This window comes from Psychrosphaera algicola (assembly GCF_028401425.1).
GTDB lineage: Bacteria > Pseudomonadota > Gammaproteobacteria > Enterobacterales > Alteromonadaceae > Psychrosphaera > Psychrosphaera algicola.
In genome coordinates this window covers 608567-633141 of sequence record NZ_JAQOMS010000002.1, presented here as the reverse complement: position 1 = coordinate 633141, position 24575 = coordinate 608567, and the positions used below count along the sequence as shown (strand labels likewise).

The 24575-nt window shown below is 40.9% G+C and carries 30 protein-coding genes and 5 pseudogenes; 19 read left to right on the top strand and 16 right to left on the bottom strand.

The annotated features are described in order from the left end of the window. Nucleotides 1-135 precede the first annotated feature (135 nt). The 4 genes from PN838_RS03420 to PN838_RS03405 are packed head-to-tail and all read right to left on the bottom strand — an operon-like array spanning nt 136 to nt 2666. The gene (locus PN838_RS03420) at nt 136-1032 is read right to left on the bottom strand and encodes a carbon-nitrogen hydrolase (RefSeq protein ID WP_272179776.1); all 897 of its coding nucleotides are present in this window, start codon (nt 1030-1032) and stop codon (nt 136-138) included. Next, nucleotides 1025-1477, bottom strand: coding sequence for an agmatine deiminase family protein (locus tag PN838_RS03415; protein ID WP_272179775.1), 453 nt, complete (start codon nt 1475-1477; stop codon nt 1025-1027). Before PN838_RS03415 ends, PN838_RS03420 begins: the two co-directional genes overlap by 8 nt. Continuing rightward, nucleotides 1450-2061, bottom strand: coding sequence for an agmatine deiminase family protein (locus PN838_RS03410; protein WP_272179774.1), 612 nt, complete (start codon nt 2059-2061; stop codon nt 1450-1452). Before PN838_RS03410 ends, PN838_RS03415 begins: the two co-directional genes overlap by 28 nt. Nucleotides 2062-2075: 14 nt before the next feature. Then, nucleotides 2076-2666, bottom strand: coding sequence for a PilZ domain-containing protein (locus PN838_RS03405; protein ID WP_272179773.1), 591 nt, complete (start codon nt 2664-2666; stop codon nt 2076-2078). A 96-nt stretch (nt 2667-2762) separates the two neighbouring features. On the opposite strand from PN838_RS03405, the gene PN838_RS03400 reads away from it, so the two are divergent. The 5 genes and pseudogenes from PN838_RS03400 (at nt 2763) to PN838_RS03380 (ending at nt 5998) form a co-directional block, all read left to right on the top strand. Then, complete coding sequence (locus PN838_RS03400) at nt 2763-3722, top strand: ABC transporter permease (RefSeq protein ID WP_272179772.1); 960 nt, start codon at nt 2763-2765, stop codon at nt 3720-3722. A 3-nt stretch (nt 3723-3725) separates the two neighbouring features. Next, nucleotides 3726-4022: an FtsX-like permease family protein gene (locus tag PN838_RS03395; protein WP_272179771.1), complete on the top strand. Its 297-nt coding sequence runs from the start codon at nt 3726-3728 to the stop codon at nt 4020-4022. 54 nt (nt 4023-4076) lie between these two features. Beyond that, nucleotides 4077-4752 (top strand): annotated as a pseudogene (gene lolD, locus PN838_RS03390) (lipoprotein-releasing ABC transporter ATP-binding protein LolD). Further along, nucleotides 4752-5810 (top strand): ABC transporter permease, encoded by a 1059-nt coding sequence (locus PN838_RS03385; RefSeq protein WP_272182503.1) that lies wholly within the window; start codon nt 4752-4754, stop codon nt 5808-5810. Before lolD ends, PN838_RS03385 begins: the two are co-directional and overlap by 1 nt. Then, nucleotides 5759-5998: a hypothetical protein gene (locus PN838_RS03380; RefSeq protein ID WP_272179770.1), complete on the top strand. Its 240-nt coding sequence runs from the start codon at nt 5759-5761 to the stop codon at nt 5996-5998. The genes PN838_RS03385 and PN838_RS03380 overlap by 52 nt, the downstream gene beginning before the upstream one ends. Before the next feature lie 156 nt (nt 5999-6154). On the opposite strand, the gene pyrC is transcribed toward PN838_RS03380, so the two are convergent. Further along, nucleotides 6155-7189 (bottom strand): dihydroorotase, encoded by a 1035-nt coding sequence (pyrC, locus tag PN838_RS03375; RefSeq protein ID WP_272179769.1) that lies wholly within the window; start codon nt 7187-7189, stop codon nt 6155-6157. Between the two features lie 112 nt (nt 7190-7301). After that, nucleotides 7302-7828: pseudogene (locus PN838_RS03370) on the bottom strand (DUF2062 domain-containing protein). A gap of 132 nt (nt 7829-7960) precedes the next feature. On the opposite strand from PN838_RS03370, the gene PN838_RS03365 reads away from it, so the two are divergent. The 12 genes and pseudogenes from PN838_RS03365 to PN838_RS03310 all read left to right on the top strand — a co-directional run bounded on the left by PN838_RS03365 (nt 7961) and on the right by PN838_RS03310 (nt 16855). Beyond that, a complete protein-coding gene (locus tag PN838_RS03365) occupies nt 7961-8341 on the top strand; it encodes a hypothetical protein (RefSeq protein ID WP_272179768.1) in 381 nt (126 codons plus the stop codon). Nucleotides 8342-8576: 235 nt separating this feature from the next. Further along, nucleotides 8577-9536: a ComEC/Rec2 family competence protein gene (locus PN838_RS03360; RefSeq protein WP_272179767.1), complete on the top strand. Its 960-nt coding sequence runs from the start codon at nt 8577-8579 to the stop codon at nt 9534-9536. Between the two features lie 152 nt (nt 9537-9688). Continuing rightward, complete coding sequence (locus PN838_RS03355) at nt 9689-10519, top strand: ComEC/Rec2 family competence protein (RefSeq protein WP_272179766.1); 831 nt, start codon at nt 9689-9691, stop codon at nt 10517-10519. 131 nt (nt 10520-10650) lie between these two features. Next, nucleotides 10651-12395, top strand: a pseudogene (msbA, locus tag PN838_RS03350) (lipid A export permease/ATP-binding protein MsbA). Further along, the gene (gene lpxK / locus PN838_RS03345) at nt 12395-13417 is read left to right on the top strand and encodes a tetraacyldisaccharide 4'-kinase (protein ID WP_272179765.1); all 1023 of its coding nucleotides are present in this window, start codon (nt 12395-12397) and stop codon (nt 13415-13417) included. Before msbA ends, lpxK begins: the two are co-directional and overlap by 1 nt. A gap of 2 nt (nt 13418-13419) precedes the next feature. Next, entirely contained in the window at nt 13420-13614 is a 195-nt protein-coding gene (locus PN838_RS03340; protein ID WP_215962413.1) for a Trm112 family protein, read from the top strand. A 78-nt stretch (nt 13615-13692) separates the two neighbouring features. Further along, nucleotides 13693-14465: pseudogene (gene kdsB / locus PN838_RS03335) on the top strand (3-deoxy-manno-octulosonate cytidylyltransferase). Continuing rightward, a complete protein-coding gene (locus PN838_RS03330; protein ID WP_272179764.1) occupies nt 14465-14599 on the top strand; it encodes a hypothetical protein in 135 nt (44 codons plus the stop codon). Before kdsB ends, PN838_RS03330 begins: the two are co-directional and overlap by 1 nt. Before the next feature lie 28 nt (nt 14600-14627). Next, complete coding sequence (locus PN838_RS03325; protein WP_272179763.1) at nt 14628-14831, top strand: pseudouridine synthase; 204 nt, start codon at nt 14628-14630, stop codon at nt 14829-14831. 416 nt (nt 14832-15247) lie between these two features. Further along, nucleotides 15248-16056, top strand: a pseudogene (tcdA, locus tag PN838_RS03320) (tRNA cyclic N6-threonylcarbamoyladenosine(37) synthase TcdA). Nucleotides 16057-16058: 2 nt separating this feature from the next. Continuing rightward, on the top strand, nt 16059-16592 hold the full coding sequence (locus PN838_RS03315) for an NAD(P)-dependent oxidoreductase (protein WP_272179762.1): 534 nt from the start codon (nt 16059-16061) through the stop codon (nt 16590-16592). Between the two features lie 26 nt (nt 16593-16618). Further along, on the top strand, nt 16619-16855 hold the full coding sequence (locus PN838_RS03310) for an NAD(P)-dependent oxidoreductase (protein ID WP_334313268.1): 237 nt from the start codon (nt 16619-16621) through the stop codon (nt 16853-16855). Nucleotides 16856-17026: 171 nt separating this feature from the next. On the opposite strand, the gene PN838_RS03305 is transcribed toward PN838_RS03310, so the two are convergent. The 9 genes from PN838_RS03305 to PN838_RS03265 all read right to left on the bottom strand — a co-directional run bounded on the left by PN838_RS03305 (nt 17027) and on the right by PN838_RS03265 (nt 21514). Continuing rightward, nucleotides 17027-17353, bottom strand: a complete 327-nt coding sequence (locus PN838_RS03305) for a hypothetical protein (RefSeq protein WP_272179761.1) — start codon at nt 17351-17353, stop codon at nt 17027-17029. Between the two features lie 148 nt (nt 17354-17501). Then, the gene (locus PN838_RS03300; RefSeq protein WP_272179760.1) at nt 17502-18167 is read right to left on the bottom strand and encodes a GMC family oxidoreductase; all 666 of its coding nucleotides are present in this window, start codon (nt 18165-18167) and stop codon (nt 17502-17504) included. Beyond that, nucleotides 18143-18949, bottom strand: coding sequence for a GMC family oxidoreductase (locus tag PN838_RS03295; RefSeq protein ID WP_272179759.1), 807 nt, complete (start codon nt 18947-18949; stop codon nt 18143-18145). The genes PN838_RS03300 and PN838_RS03295 overlap by 25 nt, the downstream gene beginning before the upstream one ends. Beyond that, complete coding sequence (locus PN838_RS03290; protein ID WP_272179758.1) at nt 18949-19107, bottom strand: lycopene cyclase family protein; 159 nt, start codon at nt 19105-19107, stop codon at nt 18949-18951. The genes PN838_RS03295 and PN838_RS03290 overlap by 1 nt, the downstream gene beginning before the upstream one ends. Beyond that, on the bottom strand, nt 19107-19391 hold the full coding sequence (locus tag PN838_RS03285) for an SRPBCC family protein (RefSeq protein ID WP_272179757.1): 285 nt from the start codon (nt 19389-19391) through the stop codon (nt 19107-19109). Before PN838_RS03285 ends, PN838_RS03290 begins: the two co-directional genes overlap by 1 nt. Before the next feature lie 20 nt (nt 19392-19411). Next, nucleotides 19412-19558 carry a hypothetical protein gene (locus tag PN838_RS03280; protein ID WP_272179756.1) on the bottom strand — a complete coding sequence of 49 codons (147 nt, stop codon included), beginning with the start codon at nt 19556-19558 and terminating at the stop codon, nt 19412-19414. A 70-nt stretch (nt 19559-19628) separates the two neighbouring features. After that, the gene (locus tag PN838_RS03275) at nt 19629-20153 is read right to left on the bottom strand and encodes a DTW domain-containing protein (protein WP_272179755.1); all 525 of its coding nucleotides are present in this window, start codon (nt 20151-20153) and stop codon (nt 19629-19631) included. Nucleotides 20154-20213: 60 nt separating this feature from the next. Further along, nucleotides 20214-21134 carry a DMT family transporter gene (locus tag PN838_RS03270; RefSeq protein ID WP_272179754.1) on the bottom strand — a complete coding sequence of 307 codons (921 nt, stop codon included), beginning with the start codon at nt 21132-21134 and terminating at the stop codon, nt 20214-20216. An 11-nt stretch (nt 21135-21145) separates the two neighbouring features. Next, nucleotides 21146-21514: a histidine triad nucleotide-binding protein gene (locus tag PN838_RS03265; protein WP_215962423.1), complete on the bottom strand. Its 369-nt coding sequence runs from the start codon at nt 21512-21514 to the stop codon at nt 21146-21148. Nucleotides 21515-21792: 278 nt separating this feature from the next. On the opposite strand from PN838_RS03265, the gene PN838_RS03260 reads away from it, so the two are divergent. After that, a complete protein-coding gene (locus tag PN838_RS03260) occupies nt 21793-22938 on the top strand; it encodes a DUF2066 domain-containing protein (RefSeq protein ID WP_215962424.1) in 1146 nt (381 codons plus the stop codon). Then, entirely contained in the window at nt 22939-23667 is a 729-nt protein-coding gene (locus PN838_RS03255) for a DnaA ATPase domain-containing protein (protein WP_272179753.1), read from the top strand. A gap of 146 nt (nt 23668-23813) precedes the next feature. On the opposite strand, the gene PN838_RS03250 is transcribed toward PN838_RS03255, so the two are convergent. After that, the gene (locus PN838_RS03250) at nt 23814-24278 is read right to left on the bottom strand and encodes a flavin reductase family protein (RefSeq protein ID WP_334313267.1); all 465 of its coding nucleotides are present in this window, start codon (nt 24276-24278) and stop codon (nt 23814-23816) included. Nucleotides 24279-24575 lie beyond the last annotated feature (297 nt).

The window sequence follows — 24575 nt, the reverse complement described above, 5'->3', positions numbered from 1 at the left end:
GTAAGTGCCTTTTACGTTCGTATTTAAACAAACTCAAAGCTGCTTACACCCCGCTTATTTAACAAGTCTTGATAAGACAAACGGACTTAGATTTCTGCCAAACAGGTGCTTAACCGAGCAAAAATCCAATGAGTGTTAATCTCGGTACAACTTAAGTAAATCTTGATAATGGTCGATTCGGCGGTCTCTTAAATAAGGCCAAATACGCCTTACTTGTTCGCTGTGGCTTAAATCTAATTCAACCGCTAACGTACTTGTATCATCGCTTGGCGCGTGGGCCAGTAACTCACCTTGAGGCCCAGTAATAAAGCTGTTGCCCCAAAATTGGATTCCTTCACTTTGGTCACTTGGATCTGATTCATGGCCGACTCGATTACAGGATATCACTGGAATACCATTGGCAACCGCATGGGCGCGTTGGGAAATCATCCAAGCATCAAGTTGGCGTTGTTGTTCAGCGTTATCGTCACGCGGATCCCAGCCGATGGCCGTGGGATAAATTAACACATCAGCGCCGGCTAATGCCATTAAACGAGCGGCTTCTGGAAACCATTGATCCCAGCAAACTAAAACACCGAGTTTACCCACAGACGTTTGAATAGGTTCAAATCCTAAATCACCCGGGGTGAAATAGAATTTTTCGTAAAAACCGGGATCGTCAGGGATATGCATTTTACGATATTTACCCGCGATAGAACCGTCTGATTCGATGACGACTGCGGTATTGTGGTAAAGACCCGCAGCTCGTTTTTCAAATAACGATGTGACAATGACAATACCGAGCTCTGCCGCAAGCTTGCCATACAGAGTGGTAGATGGGCCGGGAATAGACTCAGCTAAGTCAAAGTGATCGGTATCTTCTACTTGGCAAAAATACAGCGACCTATGTAACTCTTGTAAAACGACTAATTGTGCTCCTTGCTCAGCCGCTTGTTTAACAGCGTTAACGGTCGCGTCAACATTGTGGTCAATATCTGCAGTATTATTTAATTGAATAGCCGCAACTGACAAATGTTTGGTTTTATTAGACATGAATTAACCCCTTTGGCAATTGCATGGTTAAACAGTGAAGGCTGCCATATTGTTCGATGACGGTACGGCAATTGATGGCAATGATTTTATGTTCAGGAAACGCACTTTGTATGATGTCCATAGCAACTTGATCTTGATTGTCACCATAAATCGGGACAAGGACAGCACCGTTAATGATTAAAAAGTTGGCGTAGGTTGCTGGAAGCGGTTCACCTTCATCGTTATAGATTGGCTTAGGTGAGGGCAGAGGAAACAAAGTATACGACTTTCCCTGTGCATCGGTAGCATCTTTGAGTTCTTGTTCCATCGTTTTTAGTGCCGAATAGGCGTCAGCCGTTGGATCATCGCAGGTGACATAAGTGATGCCCTTGGGCGTAAATCTTGCCAACGTGTCTATATGAGCGTCGGTGTCGTCACCTATAGTAAGTGTCCCTGTGATAACCAAATCACTTTCTCTAAATGGAATACTTCTTTTAGCGCATCTTCAATTTGTTGTTTTGACAATTGATCATTGCGGTTTTTATTTAATAAACAAATTTCTGTCGTTAATAATGACCCTCTGCCGTCAGACTCGATACTGCCGCCTTCTAATACAAAGTCGACATTTTGATATTGCTGCAAATTGACAAACGGTTGCTGAATTAAATGCAGATTAATTTGGTCATCTAGGTTAGCGTCGTACTTTGCACCCCAAGCATTAAAGGTAAAGTCGAGTACTTTAGTTTCACCTGCCTCATTTACTAAGGTAATAGGCCCATGATCCCTTGCCCAAGTGTCATTGCACGGCGCAATAAAGGTTTTGACCATTTTGGAAGCACAGAGGCTGGAAAACCGATCGTTAACCGCTTGTTCAACTGAAATATCATGGCAAGCTATTACCACAGGTTGAAATTGGGTGATTGCGTTTACGATGTCAACATACGTCGATTCGATTTCTGCTAACCAAGGTTGCCAATCGGTTTTGGCATGAGGCCAAGTGAGTTGAATTGCTGATTGTTCGTGCCACTCAGCGGGTAGCTTATAGGTCATTTACGTATCCTGATTTAACGACTTAGATTGAGTTTTTTCAGTAATTGTTTCGACTGTTGGTGCAAAGAAGCTCGTACTATGCTTTCTCTGTCTTCCTCTCGAATTTTCCGAAATACCATTGTATTGAGGTATTTTACTTCATCTTCTTCTGATTTGTCTTCACAGCTAACTAACTTAGATAAACAAAAAACCGCAGTGGCTTCATCATCAAAAAATAATTTGCAGGTAAACCATTGATCAATTTGCCATGGTTTGTCGGTGTAAAAAGTAAAACCACCGCCACCATAGCTAAATGTAGTGTACTGATCACCAGTTTCATCCTCAGATTGCAATATGTAACTCATCATCAAGTCGATTTTACGAGATTGGGCCTTGAGATAGTTTGCAAGGGGCTCGATAACGTCCCCTAACTGCCGGAGCGGACGTAACATGGTTTGTTCCATGCCTTTCATTTCAGAAGCAATTTTATAAGGCACCGGGATTGAACGGTCAAATGCTTCATCAGAAGGGAGTGTGGACCAATCGCCACCCAGTGTAATATTGACATTAACTCGATGTTCCAACTGAAAATATTCGTTAAATAGCTGTAAATCTTGATCCGTCATAGCCCATCTTCTAACTTGTACTTTGAATTTGAAACACATATTATCGAACACTGACTCAAGCTTCATCTCTTTCTTTTAAAAGTTTCAAAATCTTACATGCAAATACCTATTAGTTTATACATAGCAAGCCGTTACGCTAAAGCCTCTCAAGGCGGAAAGTTCATTGGTTTTATCTCATTATTTTCCACTTTAGGAATCGCCTTAGGCGTAATGGCACTGATCATTGTGGTGTCGGTTATGGATGGTTTTGAAGGTTTATTAAAACAACGTATGCTTGGTGCGGTGCCACACATCACCATTACGGCCAAACAGCACGAGGCCAATCAAGTTAATAATCAAAACGATTTTCTTACTCATATTAACCAAACTATTGACTCGTTGGGGTTAAATGACCATGTTATTCAAACCTTACCTTTGGTTCAAAGCCAAGCCATAGTGCAAATGCCTGCCGATTTAAAAGGCATGATAGTGCAGGGCATTCAAGACACACAACATATCCCAGTGGCGATAAAAAACTTTATTGTTCAGGGCGACTGGCAGAATTTATTAGATAAAAGATTTGGCATCGTTATCGGCCGGTATTTGGCAATGGAATTTGGACTAGGAATTGGTGATCAAGTTCGGATTATTGTCAGTGGCGCAAGTCATTATACGCCTTTAGGCCGGATGCCTGCGCAGCGAAAATTCACTGTAGTGGGGATATTTGAAACAGAAAGCGAAATTGACCAGCAATTGATATTATCGCGTTCAGAAGATTTAAATCGTTTAATGCGAAAGCCTAAAACCGATTACGAAGCCATTCGATTGGTACTCAATGACCCATTTATTGCACAGAATGTAAGTCAGCAATTAACATCTCAATTACCCGCAGAACAATATTCGGTAGAGAATTGGCATAAGACCCATGGCAAATTATTCGATGCGGTGAAAATGGAAAAGAACATGATGTGGTTTATGTTGAGCCTGATCATTGCTGTCGCCGCATTTAATATCGTTTCGTCATTAGTGATGATGGTGACAAAGAAGCAGGGCGAGATAGCTATTTTAAAGACCTAGGGCATGAAAAACGCGACAATAGCCCGGATATTTACCTTACAAGGTGCTTTTAATGGCGTCTTAGGTGCAACAATTGGTGGTGTGTTAGGCACGTTGTTAACTGCAAATTTAAATACATTGACGTCCATCGCGGGCATCAATTTATTAGGGGTCCCTAGCATGGGACTGCCCATTGAAATAAATCCTTTTAAGGTCTGCGTTATTTTGCTTTTTGCAGTTGTCTTGTCTTTATTGGCAAGTATTTACCCTGCCAAAAAGGCGGCCTCTTTAAAACCAGCGGATGTTTTGCGTTATGAATGATACTACGATAGATCAGGTGACTGATCACAAAAAGTACACCAAACCAGTCAACCTATTGTTAACTGCACCAACTTGAAAAAGTCTTATAGTGAAGGCACTGGCCGTCAGGCTAAGTTGGTAACTGAAGTACTAAAAGGGGTGGACTTAACTATAGCGCAGGGCGAACAAGTGGCCATCTTAGGACAATCGGGCTCGGGTAAAAGCACCTTATTACATTTAATGGGTATGCTAGATGAACCAACCGAAGGTCAACTCTTTATTAATAACGTTGACGTCACTCAATTATCCGATGATAAAAAAGCCCAATTTAGAAACCAAAATATGGGATTCATCTACCAGTTCCATCACTTGTTAACAGAATTTAGTGCACTTGAAAATGTTGCAATGCCACTGTTAATTAGTGGGGTTGTGAGAAAAGTGGCATTGGAGAAAGCTAAAGTTTTATTAGAGGATGTTGGTTTAGGGCATAGGTTAAGTCATAACCCCTCACAAATGTCCGGTGGTGAGCGTCAACGTGTCGCGATTGCGCGGGCACTTGTGAACAATCCGTCATTAGTCTTAGCTGATGAGCCAACGGGCAATTTGGATAAAAAATGCCGAGCACGTTTTTGATTTGTTTTTAAAACTTAATCAACAAAGCAATACTACCTTAGTTGTGGTAACCCACGACTTGTTACTTGCCGAGCGGTTTGACCGAATTATCCAACTCGACGACGGCGTTATCGTGTGATGAAGAATTATCAGTCAAATTGGGTATTGGCCTTTACCTTTGCCAAGCGTTTTTATAATGCGTCATTTGAGAATCGATACATTCGGTTTATTAATCGCGCGTCGCGGGTGGGTATTGCATTAGGTGTCGCCGCACTCATTATCGGGTTGTCGATAATGAATGGTTTTGAACGAGAATTAAAAAATACCCTATTGTCCGTGATCCCAGACGCTGAGTTCGAAGCGGTATCCGGGAAACTCGACAATTGGCAAGACACGTTAGACCGAGCTAGCCAACATGCTCAATTTAAAGCCGGCGGCCCTTATATAAAAGTAAACGCGATGTTGCAAAAACAGCAACGATTAGACGCGGTTGTCCTGCACGCTGTAGACCCTGAGTTGGAACAACAAGTGTCTAAATTACCGAAAATGATCGTGGCTGGCCAATGGCTAACATCTGATGGCGTGGTTTTAGGCAAAGGTTTAGCAGAACGGTTGGGTATCTCGTTAAATGACAATATAGAGTTGCTTATCCCTAGTATTAACGAACAGGGCGGCTTTAGTGCACCGCAGTATTTAAGACTTAATGTGGAAGGCATTTACCAAGTTGGTGGGCAACTGGATTATGGTCAAGTATATGTAAGTCTCTCAACACTACAGAATTTATTTGGATGGGAACCGCAACATGCGGAAGGCGTTAAAGTCGCTTTAGTCGACCCGTTTCAAGCCCGAGTTGTGGCAAACGAAATTGGCAGTAAATTATTTGACTATGTTTACGTTCTCGATTGGTTTAGAGCCAATGGCCATGTTTACAATGACATCGTTTTGGTCAAAGACATTATGTACTTAGTTATGGTCTTAGTGATGGCGGTGGCATGTTTTAATATTGTGTCGTCGTTGACCATGGCGGTTCAAGAAAAATACTCCGATATTGGGATTTTAAAAACGATGGGATTAACCGACGTCGTTGTGATCCGTATATTTACTTTAATGGGCTTATTAACGGCGGGGAAAGGAGTTTTGTGGGGGTGTTGTTTGGTGTCGTCATTGCCGCCTACCTACCAGAGATCTTCAGCGTAGTTGAATACTTATTTGGGTTTAGTGCGCTGGATGGTGATGTGTATTTTATTAACTATATCCCAAGCGAGATCATGATTAACCAAGTGCTTATTGTTGCACTAACGGCAATAGTCGTTGCCTATCTTGCGACGATTTACCCGTCTAAACAAGCTGGTAAATTACAAACCATTGAACTGCTACAATCATAGTTATGAAACTTGCTCCTACGTAGAAAACAATTCTACTTTGTTTATGCTTTTAGCGGGTTGCAATACAAAAAAGCGCGATGAGTTATTCATCGCGCTTTTTGGATTTCTAGCTTGGCAGTTTTCAAACTCAGCTTGCTTATACGCTGTATTTCCGCACTAACCCTTTATTTGCCAGCTACAGGTTTGTCCTGCAAAAAATGGAACAATTGGCTCGCCATTTGGTAGGATAATTTGCTCAGGAATAGTCCAGTCTTGTTTTTCAAGCGTTATCGTATCGGTATTACGTGGAAGACCATAAAAATCGGCGCCGTAGTGCGAGGCAAAACCTTCTAGTTTGTCCAGTGCACCAAGTTCGTCAAATACGTGAGTATACAGCTCAATCGCACTCCAAGCGCTATAACAACCGGCACAACCACAGGCATTTTCTTTTGCTCGTTTTTCATGAGGCGCAGAATCTGTTCCTAGGAAAAACTTACTGTTACCAGAGGCAACGACGGCACGTAAAGCCTGTTGATGAATGTTACGTTTTAAGACAGGTAAACAATAGTTATGCGGTTTAACACCACCCACTAATAAATCGTTTCTATTAAGTAGTAAATGTTGCGGGGTAATTGTAGCGGCGACATTGTCACCGGCGGCAATAACAAACTCTGCGGCGTCTTTTGTGGTGATATGTTCAAATACAATTTTTAGTTCAGTAAATGCCGCGACAATACGAGTTAAATGTTGGTCGATAAACTCTTTTTCACGGTCAAAAATATCAATGTGGTTGTCGGTAACTTCACCGTGGATCAGCAACAACATACCTTGTTTTTGCATCTCTTCAAATATCGGAAATAATGCGTCTAAAGCACTTACTGCGGCATCTGAATTTGTTGTTGCACCAGCAGGATACAGTTTTGCCGCGACGGCCCCAGAGGCCTTAGCATCGGCAATATCTTGTTGAGTTGTTTGATTGGTTAGATATAACACCATGAGCGGTTCAAATTGACTGCCAGCAGGACGGGCAGCAAGAATACGTTCGCGGTACGCATTAATATCAGAGGCATTGGTCACAGGTGGCACCAAATTAGGCATTACGATGGCACGCTGGAAACAACGAGCTGTTGCAGCTACGGTTTCTTTTAAGATGTCGCCATCGCGAAAATGAAGGTGCCAGTCGTCTGGTTTTTGAATTGTAATGGTGGTCATAGGGAGTCCTAACGAAGTTACTTTGACTTATTGAGCGATCAGAATTTCTCAATTATACAGCAAAGTCGGTTTAATGTGGTTAATCAAACCGACGTATTGATTCTAAACCAGATTATTTGGTTCGATTTGCGCGTTCTTCTTGGCGTAAACGCCATGCTTTGGCAACGGAATAGCGCCATAACCAGTTGATCCCAAAATAACCAATAATGGCACTAACAGTAGAGACAACCAAACAACCAAAAATAAAGGTGGGGCCAATGGTGGATAAACTCTGCATCAACCAATCCCAACTTGGTTCAAACGCAAATTCGTAACCTGTATCGCCTAAGATCATTTCTCCCACTAAATAACAACCATAAAACATCGGCGGCATCGTCAGCGGGTTACTTATCCATACAAGGGCTACAGACAAAGGTAAATTTACCTTAAAGACAATTGCGCCAACAGCGGATAACCACATTTGAAATGGAATAGGAACAAAGGCGTTAAATAATCCAACGGCAAATGCGCCGCGGGCTGATTTTCGGTTTAAGTGCCACAAATTAGCATCGTGTAAAAGGGAGCCAAACATATTGACGGCACGATTCTTTTGATCGAATGGGGATCTGGTAAGTATTTTTTTATAAATTTTCTAGGCATAACTTTGTAATCAGATGAGATCTGTACCTAAGTGTTGGAAACACAATCTATATTTAATTTGTGTGCGTAAGGTACATCAATTTTTATTAATTGTAATTAACGAATTATGACAAAAATCCAAGGAAGGGCATTTTGTTAGCAAATATTGTGTATTACCTGTTTGGTCATTGGCTAGGAATAAACAGTCCCATTGTCTTGCCGTTTATCGTATTGGCTATTGTTTTATTGTTAGCTGTTGCAATGCTAATTGTCTGTTGGTTGAGCACCTTATTGTCACCGCAATCACGACATCGATGTTTGCATTTGGTGTTTCTAATTTTAGGGTTTTCAGTGCCGCAATTGTATGGCAATTATTACTATAACGACTGGCGACCGCATTTAGGTAAACAGACATATCAAATTGAAGGGGTTGTTCTAAATCGCTTGGCAAAACCTTATGGCGATGTAGTTTATTTAGGGTTAACCAAAGTTAATAACAAGCCTATATCCTCTTTTTGGGGTTATAAAAAGTAAAAGTACTGTTTACCACAAGTCATTTAAAAACCATTGATAGGATTGATTTAAACGACACTTTACGATTAACCGCTAAACTGAGCCAAATTACAGGCTATGAAAATCGGTTTGGCTTTAATTATACCCAATGGCTATTTGGTCATAGGGTATTGGCCACGGAAGTTACAAACAAGACTTTACACAAACAGCCATTAGCGACCAGTCGAGTCAAACTGCGTTAGGCAAGTTGAAGCAGGTGTTAAGTCAATATCAATACGGCAAGTTTATACTGGCATTGGTCGTCGCGGATAAGTCTTTATTTGAACAAGAGGATTTTAAGCAACTTCGTAATTGGGGAATTAGCCATTTGTTCGCAATATCTGGCCTGCATATCGGTATTTTAATGGGCTTGATGATTATAATTTGTAGGCAACTGTCACGCGTTTTACCGATGTTTTGTTCGATGAAGTTTTGCCATTTTGTAAGTGTATTGCTTATTTGGTGGTATCTAGCCATTTTAGACTTCCCCGTTTCAGCCACCAGAGCCACTTTACTATTAACGTTTGGGTTAAGTTTGTTGCACTGCCGTTTGTATTTGCAGGCATTTAACCTTATAGGCATAGTCATGGTAGCGAGTTTGGTGATTGATCCAACCAATATGGTAAAACCGGCTTGGTGGTTAAGTGTGTCAGCCGTATGCAGCTTATTTTTGATCATCCGTCTGTGGCCAAATTCATCCGAGCAGACATTTGATGAGGTAGTTAAACAAGAGGATGAACAAGAGGATGAACAAGAAGAAAATGCAAGGGGCTGTGGTGGCAAAGCGGTCAGTCATGTTGTTTGCAATAAAGGAGCTTTGATAAACAAAATTAACAAACACACCGCTTTGAAAATTGTCGTTATGCCTTTTGTTTTGTCATTTTCACGTAATAAACAGAGAATAATTTCGATTGCCAATAACGTAATACTAAATTTGCAGCGGCTTTTTATTTTACAGGTGGCGTTAACACTAGGTATGTTGCCCGTTGTCATTTATTGGATGCAAGGGATACCGTTACTTGGGTTAGTTAATAACATTATAGTCATTCCTTTATTTAGTCTTGTCATCGTACCTGCGATATTTGTAGGGACAATTGTTGAGTTAATTAGCGGCTCAAAGGGAATTGGATCTACCAAATTGTCGATGCAATATTTGACCGGTTATGGATGGTGTTAGATTTTATTCCTTATAATGATATCTGGGTTATTCTGCCGGAATATTTTTGCCTAGCCTGTATTGGTCATACTCATTTTACTTGTGTGGTGTCATTCGATATCCGTTTTTTTCGTCGGCGCTGGTTTCATGTAATAGGGGTTCTTTGTGCTTGCGTGTTTATCCCATTGCACAGTTTTGTTACAACGAAGGTTTTTAACAAAACGACAACAATACGTATTTTTGATGTCGGACAGGGAACTAGTGTTTTAATTTCCAACAATCAAACAAACATGCTTTATGATCTCGGTCCCGTGTTTCAGTCAGGTTCGAGTGCGACACGTCATGCGGTTAAGCCAATGTTAGACAATCTGTTAATTGATACATTGGACCTTGTTGTTGTCTCCCATAGTGATACCGATCACCGTGGTGATTTGTCCGTACTTGATACACTAATCATTAAACAGCATTTGAATGGCTGTAAACAATTAGCGTCCTTACAACATACCTATTCTCAGGCTGGATTCGAACTGACCTTGTTGTGGCCAACCAGCGCTATTTTAACAAAAGCTGCCCATATTGAACCCGAAACTAACAGCGCCGCTATCGAAAAAGACCACACGTTAGCTAATGGGATAGCCAACTATACTGACAATGCTTTGTCCTGCGTCATAAAGATAAAAGATCAAAGTTCAGGTAAGTCGCTGTTATTAACAGGTGATATCGACTTAAATGTTGAGAAAGCCCTTAGTGAGATGCATTTGGCTAACAAGGTAAACTTAAATAGCGATATTGTTATGTCGTCTCACCATGGCAGTAAGTTTGGCTCTAGCACATTATTTTTACGATTAGTCGCACCTAAGCTTGTTATTCATAGTGCAGGACCCAATAATCGATTTAACTTTCCGCACCCAGACGTCTTAAATCGTATTGCAGAACTTGGCATAGAGCAGTATTCAACAAGTCATTTAGGGAGATTGTTATTACTTTACAAAAACAAACGTTAAGCTTTGGTCATGTTAATTTTCAGTTGAATATGTGGAGTCCATACTGGAAAAGACAAAATCCTTTTAGCATTCACGACCAAATAAGATAGAATCCACTTTTAGTTTAAATTAATTAGTTAACGGACAAACTTTTGGCAGAAAAGTATACCAGTACGTTTAAGCGTTTATTCAGCTACGTCAAACCATTTAAACTCGTTTTTAGTATTGCCATCATAGGTATGGTCGGCAATGCTGCCATCGACGCGTTATTTATTTCTCAGATACAAACTTTCATCGACGAAGGGATCACGGGCAAAAGCAGCGATGTGTTGGCCTACGCCCCGTTATTTGTGATCATTGTATTTATACTCCGTGGATTAACCAATTTTATGGCGACTTACGGTCTAGGCTGGGTCGGCTCAAATGTTGTTATGTCGCTACGCCAAGAATTATACGAAAAGATAATGAACTTGCCGGTGAGCTATCATGACCAAACATCGACAGGCAGTTTGATTTCAAAGATCACTTACGACACCGAACAAATAGAAAATGCGGCAAGTAAAGCTCTAATGGTATTGGTCCGCGAAGGGGCTTATGTAATCGCGCTATTGGGGATCATGTTTTACCATTCGTGGCAATTAAGCATAGCGATTTTTGTATTGGTGCCAATTGTGGCTGTGGTCGTCAGTTTAGTGACAAAACGCTTTAGGGTCATTTCAAAACGCATTCAACAAGCCATGGGAAATGTTACGCGCCAATCAGAACAAATGGTATCTGGACATAAGGTAATTCTCGCGTTTGGTGGTCAAGAAAAAGAGACGGAAGAGTTTAAAAACGTTAATAACAATAATCGTCAGCAACGAATGAAAATGGTTGCAACTAAATCGTTGAGCGTGTCGAGCATTCAGATCATTGCCTCGTTTGCGTTAGCCTCGGTATTGTATCTTGCCGCCCAGCCAGACATGTTAAGCAGTCTTTCACCTATGGTACCTTTACCGTTGTTATCACATCGATGATGACGTTACTTCGCCCGTTAAAGCAACTAACCAATGTGAATTCCGAGTTTCAACGTGGCTTAACAGCGGCGCAAAGTGTTTTTGAAATACTTGATTTAAACGCAGAACCTAATAACGGCACAAAAGTATTAGAAAAAGTGTCTGGCCAAATAACTTTTAACAATGTTGGTTTTGCATATTCAGGAACCGACACTAATGTCATAGAAAACCTTAATTTAGAAATAGAAGCCGGTTCCACTGTGGCATTTGTAGGTCGTTCAGGCTCTGGCAAAACGACGATATCAAATTTTATTCCTCGCTATTACTCTCCAGATGCTGGGGTTATAAGTCTTGATGGGGTTGATCTTGAAGAGTTGGAATTAAATAACCTTCGTTCCCACATTGCATTAATGTCACAGCACGTAGTGTTATTTAACGACACAATAGCCAATAACATTGCCTACGGCTTAAAAGAAGTCTCACGTGCTGAAATAGAAAATGCTGCGAAATTGGCGCATGTTATGGAATTTGCATCGAGTAAAGCTGAAGGCTTAGATTTTATGATCGGTGAAAACGGCAGTGCGTTATCGGGTGGTCAGAGACAACGAATTGCGATTGCCCGCGCATTATTGCGTAATGCACCAATATTTATTATGGATGAAGCGACCTCAGCCTTAGATACAGAGTCAGAACGTGCCATTCAAGATGCGTTAAATACACTAATGAAAGACCGAACCAATATTGTAATTGCCCACCGTTTATCGACCATCGAAAACGCCGATAAAATTGTGGTAATGGACCAAGGTCGTATATTAGAGCAGGGCAAACATGCCGAATTATTAGCACAAAACGGGGCATATGCTGCGTTGTATCAACTGCAGTTCAGTGAAGGCTCAGCGTAGTGCGTTGGATAGAACAAGGCTGGTACAACAAGTCATTAAAAGTTTATGTATTGTTGCCATTTATGGTGGTCTTTTACGTCATTTATAAAATACGACTCGGGTTATTTAAACTTGGCGTGTTAGCCCAAGTTCGAGCCGATATACCGGTAATTGTCGTTGGTAATATATCCGTTGGCGGTACAGGTAAAACACCTTTTGTAATTTACCTTGTTAAACTATTACACAGTATGGGCTACACACCCGGAATAGTGAGTCGTGGGTACGGTGCTAAATCCGATCCTACAATGCCATTTCCCCGTAGTGTTAACTCTCAGATGCAAGTTGACTATTCAGGTGATGAACCAAAGTTAATGGCACTGCGAACCAAGGTGCCGGTTGTCATTAGCCCAGTTCGTTCTGAAGCCGTTGCCTATTTAACGCAGCAATTTAATTGTGACATTGTGATCTCAGACGACGGACTTCAGCATTACCAAATGGCCCGTGACGTTGAAATTGTCATTGTTGACGGGCAACGTCAATTTGGTAATGGCTGGATGTTGCCAGTAGGGCCACTGCGAGAGCCCAAGACTCGACTAAACTCAGTAGACCTTATCGTTGAAAACAGCGGATTTAGCTCAAACGGTGACTACCAACAAATTGCTGGTGGCATTGTTCATATTACTCAAGATGGCACTGTAGATATCGAAGACTTCTCAAATGGAGTGCATCTGGTAAGTGGTATAGGCAATCCGCAACGTTTTGAACTAACGTGCAAGGAATTAGGGATTAATACATTGAGTACCAGTTGGTTTGACGACCATCATGCATTCAGTATTGCTGATTTTGCTAAGTTTGGTTCAGAAGACATCATTTTAATGACGGAAAAAGACGCTGTTAAATGTCGCGAATTTGCGCAACCTAATTGGTATGTGCTACCAATCGACGCGAAAATTTCAGATACATTAGAACAAAAAATTAAACACATAATTGTCAATAAATGCGGCAGTGTTAAAAACGACAACCGCAATACAAGCAGGAAATAACAATGGCATTTGATATTAAATTATTAGACATTTTGGCTTGCCCGATTTGTAAATCAACGTTGAATTACCAAAAGCAACAAAACGAATTGATCTGTAAACTCGACAGAATTGCTTATCCAATTAAAGATGATATCCCGGTGATGTTAGAAGGCGAAGCGCGTCAACTCACCATCGAAGAAATAGAAGCGTTAAAATAAACCAATCAATCTCATTTCTGTCGCGGTCTTGTTTGCACAATACGTAAGGTTTATAACTGCGGCTAGATAAGGAAACCTATGTCTACCAAAGCAAAATTTGTTGTTGTGATCCCAGCACGATACGACTCGTCTCGTTTACCCGGAAAGCCATTAGCTGACATAGGGGTAAACCTATGGTGCAGTGGGTTCATGAGCGTGCCGTGGCAAGTGGCGCCGATAGAATAATTGTGGCGACGGATGATGAAAGAGTCAAAACAGTAGTTGAGCAATTTGGTGGTGAAGTGTGTTTAACCCGCAAAGATCACGACTCAGGAACCGAGCGGTTAGCTGAAGTTGTCGAAAAATATGGTTTTGATGAGCAAACGATTGTGATCAATGTTCAGGGTGACGAGCCGATGATCCCATCTGTGAACATCAGTCAACTTGCCAACAACCTAGCAGCACTTGATGCCGAGTTAGTAAAAATGGCAACATTGGCGGAACCGATTTGTTCAGTAGCTGAGCTTAACAACCCAAATGTCGTTAAAGTGGTTACCGACGAACAGGGACTTGCAATGTATTTTTCTCGCTCTGCAATTCCATTTGACCGTGACAATACTATGGCAATCAATGACTACCCCTATTTACGTCATATTGGTATTTATGCCTATCGAGCGGGTTTTATAAAACAATACGTGAGTTGGCAACCAACAGCATTAGAACAAATTGAGTCGTTAGAACAGCTTAGAGTTTTATATCACGGTGAAAAAATTCATGTCGCCCCGGCGGTTGAACCACCGCCAGCGGGCGTGGATACAGCGGAAGATTTAGAACAAGTACGCCGCTTAGTTGCGAGTTTAAAAGCACTATAATGCAAACTTCAAATGAACACCTCAATACAATTGACGTGGTTTACAGCCACGACGATTTTTATGTAGCGGTAAAACCTCACAACGTTAACTTTCACGATGAAGGGGATACCGGTAATGGCTTTTTAATCGATTAAAACCCAATGCAACGAAGTATTATTTCCCGTGCACCGACTCGATAAACTCACCAGTGGGCTGGTTATCGTAGCGAGAACTAAAACGGCCGCGCAGTGGTTTCAGCATGCCTTTGAGCAAAACCAAATTGAAAAACTCTATTTAGCCTGTTCCGGTCATAAACCTAAAAAGAAGCAAGGTTCTGTCATCGGAGATATGGCTAAATCTCGAAATAGTGCTTATGGAAGTTGCTGAAAACGACATTAAACCCTGCGGTTACTAAATTTTTTTCATGGGGATGAAACCCAAAGTCGTGCTATTCGCTGGTTTTTAATTAAACCAGAATCAGGCAAAACACATCAGATTCGAGTCGCATTAAAGTCGATTGGTGCGCCAGTTTTAGGCGATACTCTATATAGCGGTGCAGAGGCTGAGAGAGGGTATTTACACGCTTTTTCGCTTAGATTTGACTACCAAGGTACACCGGTAAAACTAACTCAAATGCCTTCTACTGGTGAGTATTTTTTGACGATGCCGCAAACGGTATTAGCTGCTTTAACTTCAGGGTTTGATCTTAAATGGCCCAAATCAAAATCGTTTCAGAAACCCACAAATGTGGCGACTGGAAGTGGTGGATCTGTTCTAAAACAAAATCAAATTGAAAATAAAATATGAGTAATTACGAAACCCGATTTGGCGGCATTGCGCGTCTATATGGAATACAACAAGCTCAGTGGATACAACAGGCTCACTTTTGTGTTGTGGGTATCGGAGGTGTGGGTACTTGGGTTGCAGAAGGGCTTGCCCGCAGTGGCATAGGGAAAATTACGCTCATTGACTTAGACGATATATGTACCACCAATACCAATCGTCAAATTCATGCCATGCAAGATACGATAGGTAAAGCCAAAGTTGACGTTATGGCAGATCGTATCAAGGCAATTAATCCAGATTGTGACGTGACCTGCATAGAAGATTTTGTCACTGCGGATAATTTAACTGAAATTTTTGGTCAAAAAGACAATGTAAAATTTGATCTCGTCATCGACGCTATAGACAGCATCAATGCCAAAACTGCCATGATTGCCCATTGTAAACGCAATAAACTGCCTATCATTGTCACAGGTGGCGCTGGAGGCCAAATCGACCCAAGTGCCATTGAATATGGTGACTTGGCAAAAACAACACACGATCCGTTATTATCTAAAGTGCGCAATTTATTGCGACGGGACTTTAATTTTTCAAAAAATACCAAGCGTAAATTTGCAGTTGACTGCGTGTATTCAACTGAACAGTTACGCTATCCGCAACTTGACGGTTCAGTTTGCCAAGCAAAAGCATCGGCAGAGGGCAGTACACGTTTAGATTGTAATTCAGGTTTTGGCGCGATTACTATGGTCACGGGGTCATTTGGCTTTTTGCCGCCTCAAAGGCAATTCAAAAATACCTCAGTAAAAAGACAAGGGAACTGGAAGAGTAATCATGGCAATGTTAATTAATATTCATAGGCGACCTTTGGACAAATTGATCAATAAGCTCAGTGAGTATATCAACCCAGACGATATTCATGTGTGGCCAAATGTGCCTGATAAAAACGCAATTAATTTTGCCTTAGTTTGGAAACATCAAGCCGGTTCGCTAAATGACCTTCCGTCATTAGCTGGAATTTCGTCGTTTGGCGCGGGGGTAGATTCAATTCTAGCGGACTCGGAGCTCCCTAATGTCCCTTTGGCCCGTATTGTTGACCCCGACCTTGCTGACAATATGGCAAATTTTGTTTATACCATGATCCAACACCACAAATTACGTTTGGCGCAGTTTGGTCAGCAGCAAAGTAGCGCAACTTGGAAACCTAAAAGCCCACGCCGAAATAAGCACGTGGGAATATTGGGACTTGGTCAACTTGGTCAAGCCACAGCGAGACTGTTAGTGCAACAGGGGTTCACAGTTTCAGGCTGGAGTGCTTCTAAAAAGCCCTACCTAACGTTTCTTCATATACAGGTGAGGAAGGGTTAACAACGCTTCTGACTCAAAGTGATTATTTGGTTTGTTTGTTACCATTGACGGCGCAAACGACAAATATTTTGAATTACAATAATTTGAGTCAATTGCCACAGGGCGCGGCGGTGATTAATGTTGCCCGAGGTGAACACCTTGATGATGACGCGCTTATTACTTTATTAAATAGTGGCCACATTGACACCGCGTATTTAGATGTCTTCAAACAAGAACCCTTGCCAAAAGAACACAAGTTTTGGCAACAAAAAGGATTTTTATAACCCCTCATGTCTCGGCCGTCACCAATGTTGAAACTGCGGTAAGTCAAATTATCGAAAACTACCACCGGGTTAATGCTGAACAACCGATGTTAAACTGTATTGACCGTGAGTCAGGTTACTAATTTAAACCCATTTTAATGGGTTTTAGTACTCATGTTTTACTAGCAACTATTAGCCACAAAACCAAAGCACAACATACCAAAACATGACCGCTATATGCGGTAGGGCAACAGTTGGGCGCAAAGCGTTTTTGCCATAACTTAATATAAGACCCAAAGTGCTTGGGCGAGTCAGTAAAAACGCTGAATTAAACTGGAAAGCTTGGGTATCGTTAGTAATTTGGCTGTCACCTAATGATTCATTATTTGCTGTTTTATCATCAGCGACTATGTCAGTTGGTCGCAGCGCATCTTCCAACATCAGCAATCTATCTTCTATACGAAATTGAAAGGTTTTCCAAATCGCGTCAGTTAACCAAAACAAACCGCTAAAAAACACTAGGGTTAGGGTTGGCGAGTGCCATGACAAAATCAAACAGACCAAAATTAGATGACTTAGTTTTATAACCAAAGCATTTTTTCGTAGCTGTCGTATTGGTTTTGCAGTAAACACCATTCTTGTTGCAATGCTGAGTTTGTTTGTTGAGTCATGATTGGTTACTTTGCCATTTTTGTTTTATCAAGTCGCTCACGCGTTCTGCCAGCATTATCACGGGAGCATTAGTATTGCCGCCAATTAGCGCTGGGAATACTGAAGCGTCTATAACACGTAAGTTATTGATACCGTGCACTTCTAACTGAGGATTTACCACCCCCATTGGATCTTGTTCATGGCTCATTTTGCATGTGCCAATCGGATGATAAACGCTGTCAGTATGATTTTTTAAATGCTCGTCTAATTCATCATCCGTCATTAAATGTTCGTTATGAACCGACCGAATTTTGTGTTTTAGCATGATGTCCGACTCTAAAATCTTAGATGCTTCTCGGACACCTTTTCTGAGAATTTCGAGGTCAGCCTTTTCACCTAAAAAATTAGGATCAATTAACGGCGCATCAAATGGATCATTGGACCTTAATTTAACCGAGCCTTTGCTTGCTGGCCGCAGGACACAAGTGTGGCAACTATAACCATGTTTTAAACTGGCACGCCAATTACGCGCATGGTCTTGAACAGACGCGACGACCAAATGAAATTGAATATCTGGGCGCTCTAATGCGTCGTCGGTTTTAACAAAGCCGCCGGATTCAGCAAAGTTTGATGTCAGTAGTCCCGACCGATTTACAATTAAATTAACCAGTTGTCTCCCCATATGCCAGACCCCCGGAACGATAAACCAAAGGTGGTTGGGTTATTGCTCAAATAGCTACTGACATAATCTGGATGATCTTGTAGGTTTTCACCTACGCCGGGTAAGTCATGGACAAGGTTAATGTTGTTATCCTTCAGATGTTGTTTTGGGCCCACGCCAGAAAGCATGAGTAATTGTGGGCTACCAAAAGCACCGGCACATAACAAAACTTCTTTGTTTGCAGTAAATTGAACATTGCGGTCGTGCTTAATACCACTGACACCAATACATGTTTTGTCTTTAAAACTAAGGTGGGTAACATGCAAACTGGTTTCTATTGTTAGGTTTGAACGGAAACGTACGGGGTCCACATAGGCTTTTGCTGCGCTGCATCTAAGCCCATTCTTTTGAGTGACCTGATAAAGTCCAACCCCTTCTTGTTCTGGGCCATTAAAGTCTAAGTTATGGGCGATGCCGATTGACATACCCGCGCGAACAAAGTCACTGGCGACTTGGTTATTCGAACGAGTATTGCTGACATAAAGAGGTCCAGACCCTCCGTGTAACGCATTTTCACCGTTTTGATTATTTTCGGACTTTATAAAATAGGGCAGAACATCTTGCCAGCCCCATCCTAAGTCCTGCCAATCGTTATAATCTTGTTGATGGCCACGAATATAAATCATTGCATTAATGGAACTTGAACCTCCAAGCACCTTGCCACGGGGTTGATAACCACATCGGCCATTTAAACCCGGTTGTGGAACAGTGTCGTATGCCCAGTTTTTGTATTTTGTTGGCACTATGGTAACGGCCCCGAGGGGATTTGCACCGCAGGGGTTTTATCATCTGTGCCGCTTTCAATCAGCAGTACGTTAACATTAGGATCTTCGCTTAACCGATTTGCCAATACACATCCAGCAGAACCACCACCGACAATAATAAAATCAAAGCTTTGCATTATTTATTTTCAACATATTGTTTGATATCAATAAGGTCCTGATGCAACATTTTGGTCAATGAACCTTTAAAAAATGGCATCATAATGGTGGAGAGTATTTTGGTGAAGGCTCCTTGAGGTTCACCCGTAAATTCCATTGTGAGCTCGGTCTTATCATTACTTATCGCGGTGACTGAAACCACTGAACGATATTTTGTTTTATGGCTTTCAGCCAATACTACGTAATACTGATTTGGGCTAATTTCGCTAATCCACATGGTTTCAAAGGCTTCTTTACCCATCATAATGCGGGATTCTCGCCACGTTAAACCAACTTTGTCGGAGTCGCCTTTTTTAGTATCTCAATGCTATTAATGCTGGAAATCACTTCACTAGAATGTTCAATGTCGGTAATTGTTTGCCAAACATCCTCGATATTACTATTCACTGTAATTTGAGTTTTGGTGTGCATGAAATATCCTTATTGATATCGTTGTTTAACGTGTTCAGGCATTTTTTGGTAAATTGAACTGTAAACGCGTTTAACAAATCGAGCAAATTATTTGGTGGTAAGTTTTCGAGCTTTTCAAGGCTGTAGGCAATTGCTTCAATAGAAGAAAGGCTAAACTCCTGACTTGTAGAGCGTATCGAATACTGGCTTTCGTTTGCCAATGCAAATTGCAAATGTGGCAGTTTTTAAGCCATGGATTCACAAAGTAAATACGCTTAGCCTTTCGCCATGTGCCATCTAAGATAACTAAATAGTCAAAACTTATGTCTGAGGCAAGTTGGTCAAAAGGCGTCGCTGAATCACTCGGGAACAACAGCGCTGTTTTGCTATTAACAAGGGTCTGCATTATGTCCGCAAAGTCTTGTTCCGATTCGCCTATAAACACCTCGATGTTCGAACACGCCATTTTCGCCAGTTTTATGGTGTTCTTTTTATTTTTAACTTCGTCGGGGTGCTGTAGCACTATCAGTTTAGTTCTGTTGTTAACCGGTTTTATTGCCTCACAAAGGCAAGTGATGATTGGAAAATCACAACGTTTGCAACATTCTCTAGCCATGTTTAATGCTCCGTCATTTAGGTGAATTTTGATTTAGTTTCTTTTGAATCAACAGACCAGTTACAATGACAATAAGTGCAATGACAGTCGAAAAATAGATTTTTTCACCAAGAAATAGGTAGAAAAAAACCAGAGATAAAAAGGGGATAAATAAATTAATACGCTGATCTGAGCGGTACTTTTTGCCAGTTGCATAGCCTTTAACCAAAGCACAAATGCGACACTCATTTCAACTAATCCGATATAAATACTGGCAGCTATCGTTTGTGGATGAAACGTGAAATCCTGCCAATAATAGACACTCATAATGACCAACCAAGGGATAGAACAGAGAAAATTAAGCATAACGGACGTTGTTGGAGAAGCGCTATTGCGGACATTAACAATCCAATAAAAGGCCCAAATTAAGGTTGATAAAATCGCCAGCAATACACCCGCTAAGTCAAACATTAAACCGGTTCTAAAATCTAAACCGCTGACCAATATCACTACGCCAAAATAGCAAATGACTAACCCTAAAATATCGCCAAGTGACAACTTGTGTTTTAAAAATGGCACTGCCAATAATGATAGTACGATTGCCCAAGTGTAATTTATTGGTTGAGCGATTTGGGCTGGTAATCTTTCGTAAGCGGCAAATAACACCAAATAATACAAAATGGGATTTAAGAAACCACAAAGTAAATAAAATGCAGGCGACCGTTTAAATATAGTTACGAGCGACGGCGTCTTATCGTTGTCTTTAATTTTGTTCGACGTATCGTCAAAAATGTCGGTTGCGGCTTTAGTTGGCTGATTATAGTTTTGAAAAAGATAAATCATTACCAAAATAACAGCGGAACTAAATGACGCTAAAATAACAACTTCTATATAACTAGAGAATTGCAGAGCTAGTTTGACTGCTGTGCCCACCGTTGACCACAGCAAAACAACAAAAAGGGCGATTTTAAACGCCAGTTTTTGATCTTTAACAGGTTCCATAGTGTCGAAACTTAGTGGGTTTTAAGCGTTTCTTGATACGGGGGCCACCCAAGTGGCTTGCCTGCTAACACATGTAAATGTATATGATAAACTGTTTGACCACCGTCATTATTGCAATTCATGACACAACGATAGCCATCGTCGGCAAATCCCATTTGTTTCGCTATTTTTGCAGCGGCGACGTAAAGCTTACCAACGAGTTCGGCATTTTGGTCGTTAATGTCGTTTGCAGTGACGATTTGAATTTTGGGGATCACAAGAAAATGAATAGGAGCTTGTGGGTTGATGTCTTTAAACGCCAACACATAATCGTCTTCATATAAAATATCTGCAGGAATAGTACGGTCGATGATTTTATCAAATATTGTTTCGTTGGTCATAATTAGGTCCGTGACAAAAGAGTAAAAGAAAAACAAACTGCTTACTTTAGCGACTACCACCAGACTCGCATTTTGTTATGGCTAGATTATGCAATAAGTTACAGCGAAACAAGAAACTTTAATTCACACTAGTGCGCTTAATTTAGCGAGCAAAAGAGCCTAAATAGTAAACTTTTGAGCTGCAATACAGTTTAATTTGTCGCATCTGCGCTTTTTACGTTTTTTTATGAAGTGATTTAGTTATGATTGCTCCATTGTAATTTGACCCTAAGATACTTTTGAAATTTAACCTACTAATCATCACGTTATTAATTGTTCAATGTTTTTCGTTTACAGCAAAAGCTGTTGAAGTGGAAAATCTATACATTGGCAAAATATTAGTTAATGACCGCACCCAAAAAACGCGTGTGAAAGCCCACCGCTGGGCGATTGAACAGGTGATCACAAAAGTAACGGGCAATCGTGAAATATTAGAAAATGATGATATCAAACGAGAAGTTAGGCTGCGGACCGCTAATTACATAAAATCATTTACATTTACAACGGATGAACACAACCGCACCTTTTTGGTGGATGAATTCGACCAACAAAAAATCGACAAACTATTGCGCGATGTCGGCGCATCTATTTGGGGCCAACGCCGCCCACAAACCCTTGTTTGGTTCGTTATCGAAGAAGGCCTAAGTCGACAAATTGTCGATAATGACTCAGCGCCACAAATTACCGAGTTGTTACTTCAGGCCTCTGATAACCGAGGTTTGCCATTGACCTTGCCTGATAAAGCAGCGATATCGAGCGTACATTCCTCTGACATTTGGGCTAAGTTTGATCACATTATGAGTCATGTTTCCGCCGGACATGATGTCGAACATTACGTCATGGCAAGAATGTATTACGAAACCATAGGTGGACAGGAAGCGTGGGTGTTAGATTTTCAGCTCATGGATGGCCGAGAGATGTTACTCAAACAAGAATTTCGTGGCGAACAATTTAATGTTGTCCGAGACATGGTTAACGCACTGGCTGACTATTTTGCTTCACAATATTCTATTCGAAGCGAAGTATTAGGACAAAAGTCTCTTCAAATGACCATCGAAGGTGTGAACAATATTGTTGATTTAACGACAATAGAAGGCTATTTGAAAAACCTTCCACCGGTTTCTAGACTCGAATTAGAACGTATTCAAAATAATAATGCTCAATTTGTTTTACATCTGTCTGGGCAAGGTTTAGATGTGGTTAAAGCATTAGACCTGCTTGGTGAATTTGTACAACTAGAAGATAAAGTTGTTGAGACAACTGAAACACTGTCTGTGGCTGAGCAACTAGAGCAATTAAGAGAATCTTATTTACAGCAAGAGCAACTTGTTGAAAAAATGGCGTCACAGGAAGTTACCTCTTTACGCTACCGCTGGGTACCGTAAATGCAACTACTTTTGCCGGTCACTCTTAATCCACGATTGTCATTTGATACGTTTGTTGAACCCGAGAAATCTTCTGGTTTGATCACAAGTGTATTAAAAGAAGGCATCGACGAAAGTGAGTTTACTTTCTATTTGATTGTCGGCAGTGACGATGTTGGCAAAAGCCATATTTTAAACGCCTGTTGTCATCATGCAAATCGAAAAGGCAAAACAAGTATGTTAATGCCAATGGAACAAGTGATTGGTTTGCCGACTGAAACAATTGACGGGTTAGAAAAAGTCGACGTGTTGTGCATAGATGACCTAAATTTAGTACTAAAAGATCACGACTGGCAGATCGCAATATTTAACTTATTTAATTCAATGCAGCAAAATAAGTCGACTCTAATTATTTCATCAAATGTATTACCTGCAGAAATGGAAATTACGTTACCGGATTTGGCCTCAAGAATGCAATGGGGAACCTTGTTTCAACTTACTGGTTTAAATAACGACGAAAAAGTAAAAGCGTTAATAACCCATGCAAACGACATGAGCTTTGAATTGCCGGAAGACGTTGCAAAACTCATGTTAAATCGACTACCACGTAAAATGTCGTTTTTAATGCAGGCCCTGTACCTTTTGAGCCGCCAAACGATTGAAAAAAACGCAAAGTCACCGTGCCATTTGCCAAAGAAGTATTGGAAATTTAAATTATTTTGGTCGCTTTTGTTCGATAACATCGCCTAGCGACGCATATTGAGCTGCACCTAAACGACTTAACGGGTTTAACGTTTTAGCATCGATAGTTAATCTATTATTGTCATTTGTAACAGCCGCATCATCGATATAAACACTTTCTATTTTAAAAAAGATTAAAGTTTGCGGTGTGTTCCCTATTTTTGTATTTCAAACACTGAACAACCAAACGCAACAGGGCAATGCTGTAATCTCGGTAATGGAAAACCGTCAAAAGCCACTAACTGGTCGTTGAGTTTTTGCATTTCTTTATCTGCAGTATCAAGTTCAGATTCACCATAAGCTAATGTAGCTGCCGACTGAGTGACTTGTTGATATTGGTTATCCGCAGCTATATGTACAACGGCTTTAGAGCCGCTTTGGCAATTTACAGTTGTGTCTTTGTCGGTATTTCCCTCTTTTAATCCAACGGAAATCATTAATAGCGGCGGGTTACTGCTAACAGCACTGAAATAGGAGAAAGGCGCTAAATTGTAATTGCGTTCCTCTTTATTTAAGGCCATGTTTTCAGTAAGCACCCAAGCAATTGGACGGGGAATAATGGTTTGGGTCATAAGGTGGTATATTTGCGCCGGGGCGTAGTCCGATAATTTAAGTTCCATAAATATTTTCTCGATTGTTAATGCCCGTATCAATTGTATTCTAAACACCAATTGTATTCTAAACACCAATTGTATTCTAAATGCCAATCCACCTGCACCTTACAGTCTAAGGATCAAATCGGTTTTTTCGTACTAAAGACACACTAATTTGTATTGCTTGTTAGCGGGCTGATATCTAATTTGCAGGGAATTTCGGTTTTAATCCCCCATTATGAATTTAAATTAGTGAAATACCATAAAAATTCTCTATAAGGACTAAAAAATTAATCCAATATGCGCTACTATTTGCCGCTTTCA

Excerpts from the sequence above, each read along its gene's own strand:
- PN838_RS03315 (WP_272179762.1), top strand. The coding sequence starts at position 16,059 with ATGGCAATGTTAATTAATATTCATAGGCGACCTTTGGACAAATTGATC.
- PN838_RS03395 (WP_272179771.1), top strand. The coding sequence starts at position 3,726 with ATGAAAAACGCGACAATAGCCCGGATATTTACCTTACAAGGTGCTTTT.
- PN838_RS03285 (WP_272179757.1), bottom strand. The coding sequence starts at position 19,391 with ATGATGGGTAAAGAAGCCTTTGAAACCATGTGGATTAGCGAAATTAGC.
- PN838_RS03330 (WP_272179764.1), top strand. The coding sequence starts at position 14,465 with ATGCAAACTTCAAATGAACACCTCAATACAATTGACGTGGTTTACAGC.
- PN838_RS03270 (WP_272179754.1), bottom strand. The coding sequence starts at position 21,134 with ATGGAACCTGTTAAAGATCAAAAACTGGCGTTTAAAATCGCCCTTTTT.
- PN838_RS03410 (WP_272179774.1), bottom strand. The coding sequence starts at position 2,061 with ATGACCTATAAGCTACCCGCTGAGTGGCACGAACAATCAGCAATTCAA.
- pyrC (WP_272179769.1), bottom strand. The coding sequence starts at position 7,189 with ATGACCACCATTACAATTCAAAAACCAGACGACTGGCACCTTCATTTT.
- PN838_RS03420 (WP_272179776.1), bottom strand. The coding sequence starts at position 1,032 with ATGTCTAATAAAACCAAACATTTGTCAGTTGCGGCTATTCAATTAAAT.
- PN838_RS03255 (WP_272179753.1), top strand. The coding sequence starts at position 22,939 with ATGCAACTACTTTTGCCGGTCACTCTTAATCCACGATTGTCATTTGAT.
- PN838_RS03290 (WP_272179758.1), bottom strand. The coding sequence starts at position 19,107 with ATGCAAAGCTTTGATTTTATTATTGTCGGTGGTGGTTCTGCTGGATGT.
- PN838_RS03400 (WP_272179772.1), top strand. The coding sequence starts at position 2,763 with ATGCAAATACCTATTAGTTTATACATAGCAAGCCGTTACGCTAAAGCC.
- PN838_RS03265 (WP_215962423.1), bottom strand. The coding sequence starts at position 21,514 with ATGACCAACGAAACAATATTTGATAAAATCATCGACCGTACTATTCCT.
- PN838_RS03275 (WP_272179755.1), bottom strand. The coding sequence starts at position 20,153 with ATGGCTAGAGAATGTTGCAAACGTTGTGATTTTCCAATCATCACTTGC.
- PN838_RS03300 (WP_272179760.1), bottom strand. The coding sequence starts at position 18,167 with ATGGGGAGACAACTGGTTAATTTAATTGTAAATCGGTCGGGACTACTG.
- PN838_RS03385 (WP_272182503.1), top strand. The coding sequence starts at position 4,752 with ATGAAGAATTATCAGTCAAATTGGGTATTGGCCTTTACCTTTGCCAAG.
- PN838_RS03405 (WP_272179773.1), bottom strand. The coding sequence starts at position 2,666 with ATGACGGATCAAGATTTACAGCTATTTAACGAATATTTTCAGTTGGAA.
- PN838_RS03280 (WP_272179756.1), bottom strand. The coding sequence starts at position 19,558 with ATGCACACCAAAACTCAAATTACAGTGAATAGTAATATCGAGGATGTT.
- PN838_RS03340 (WP_215962413.1), top strand. The coding sequence starts at position 13,420 with ATGGCATTTGATATTAAATTATTAGACATTTTGGCTTGCCCGATTTGT.
- PN838_RS03250 (WP_334313267.1), bottom strand. The coding sequence starts at position 24,278 with ATGGAACTTAAATTATCGGACTACGCCCCGGCGCAAATATACCACCTT.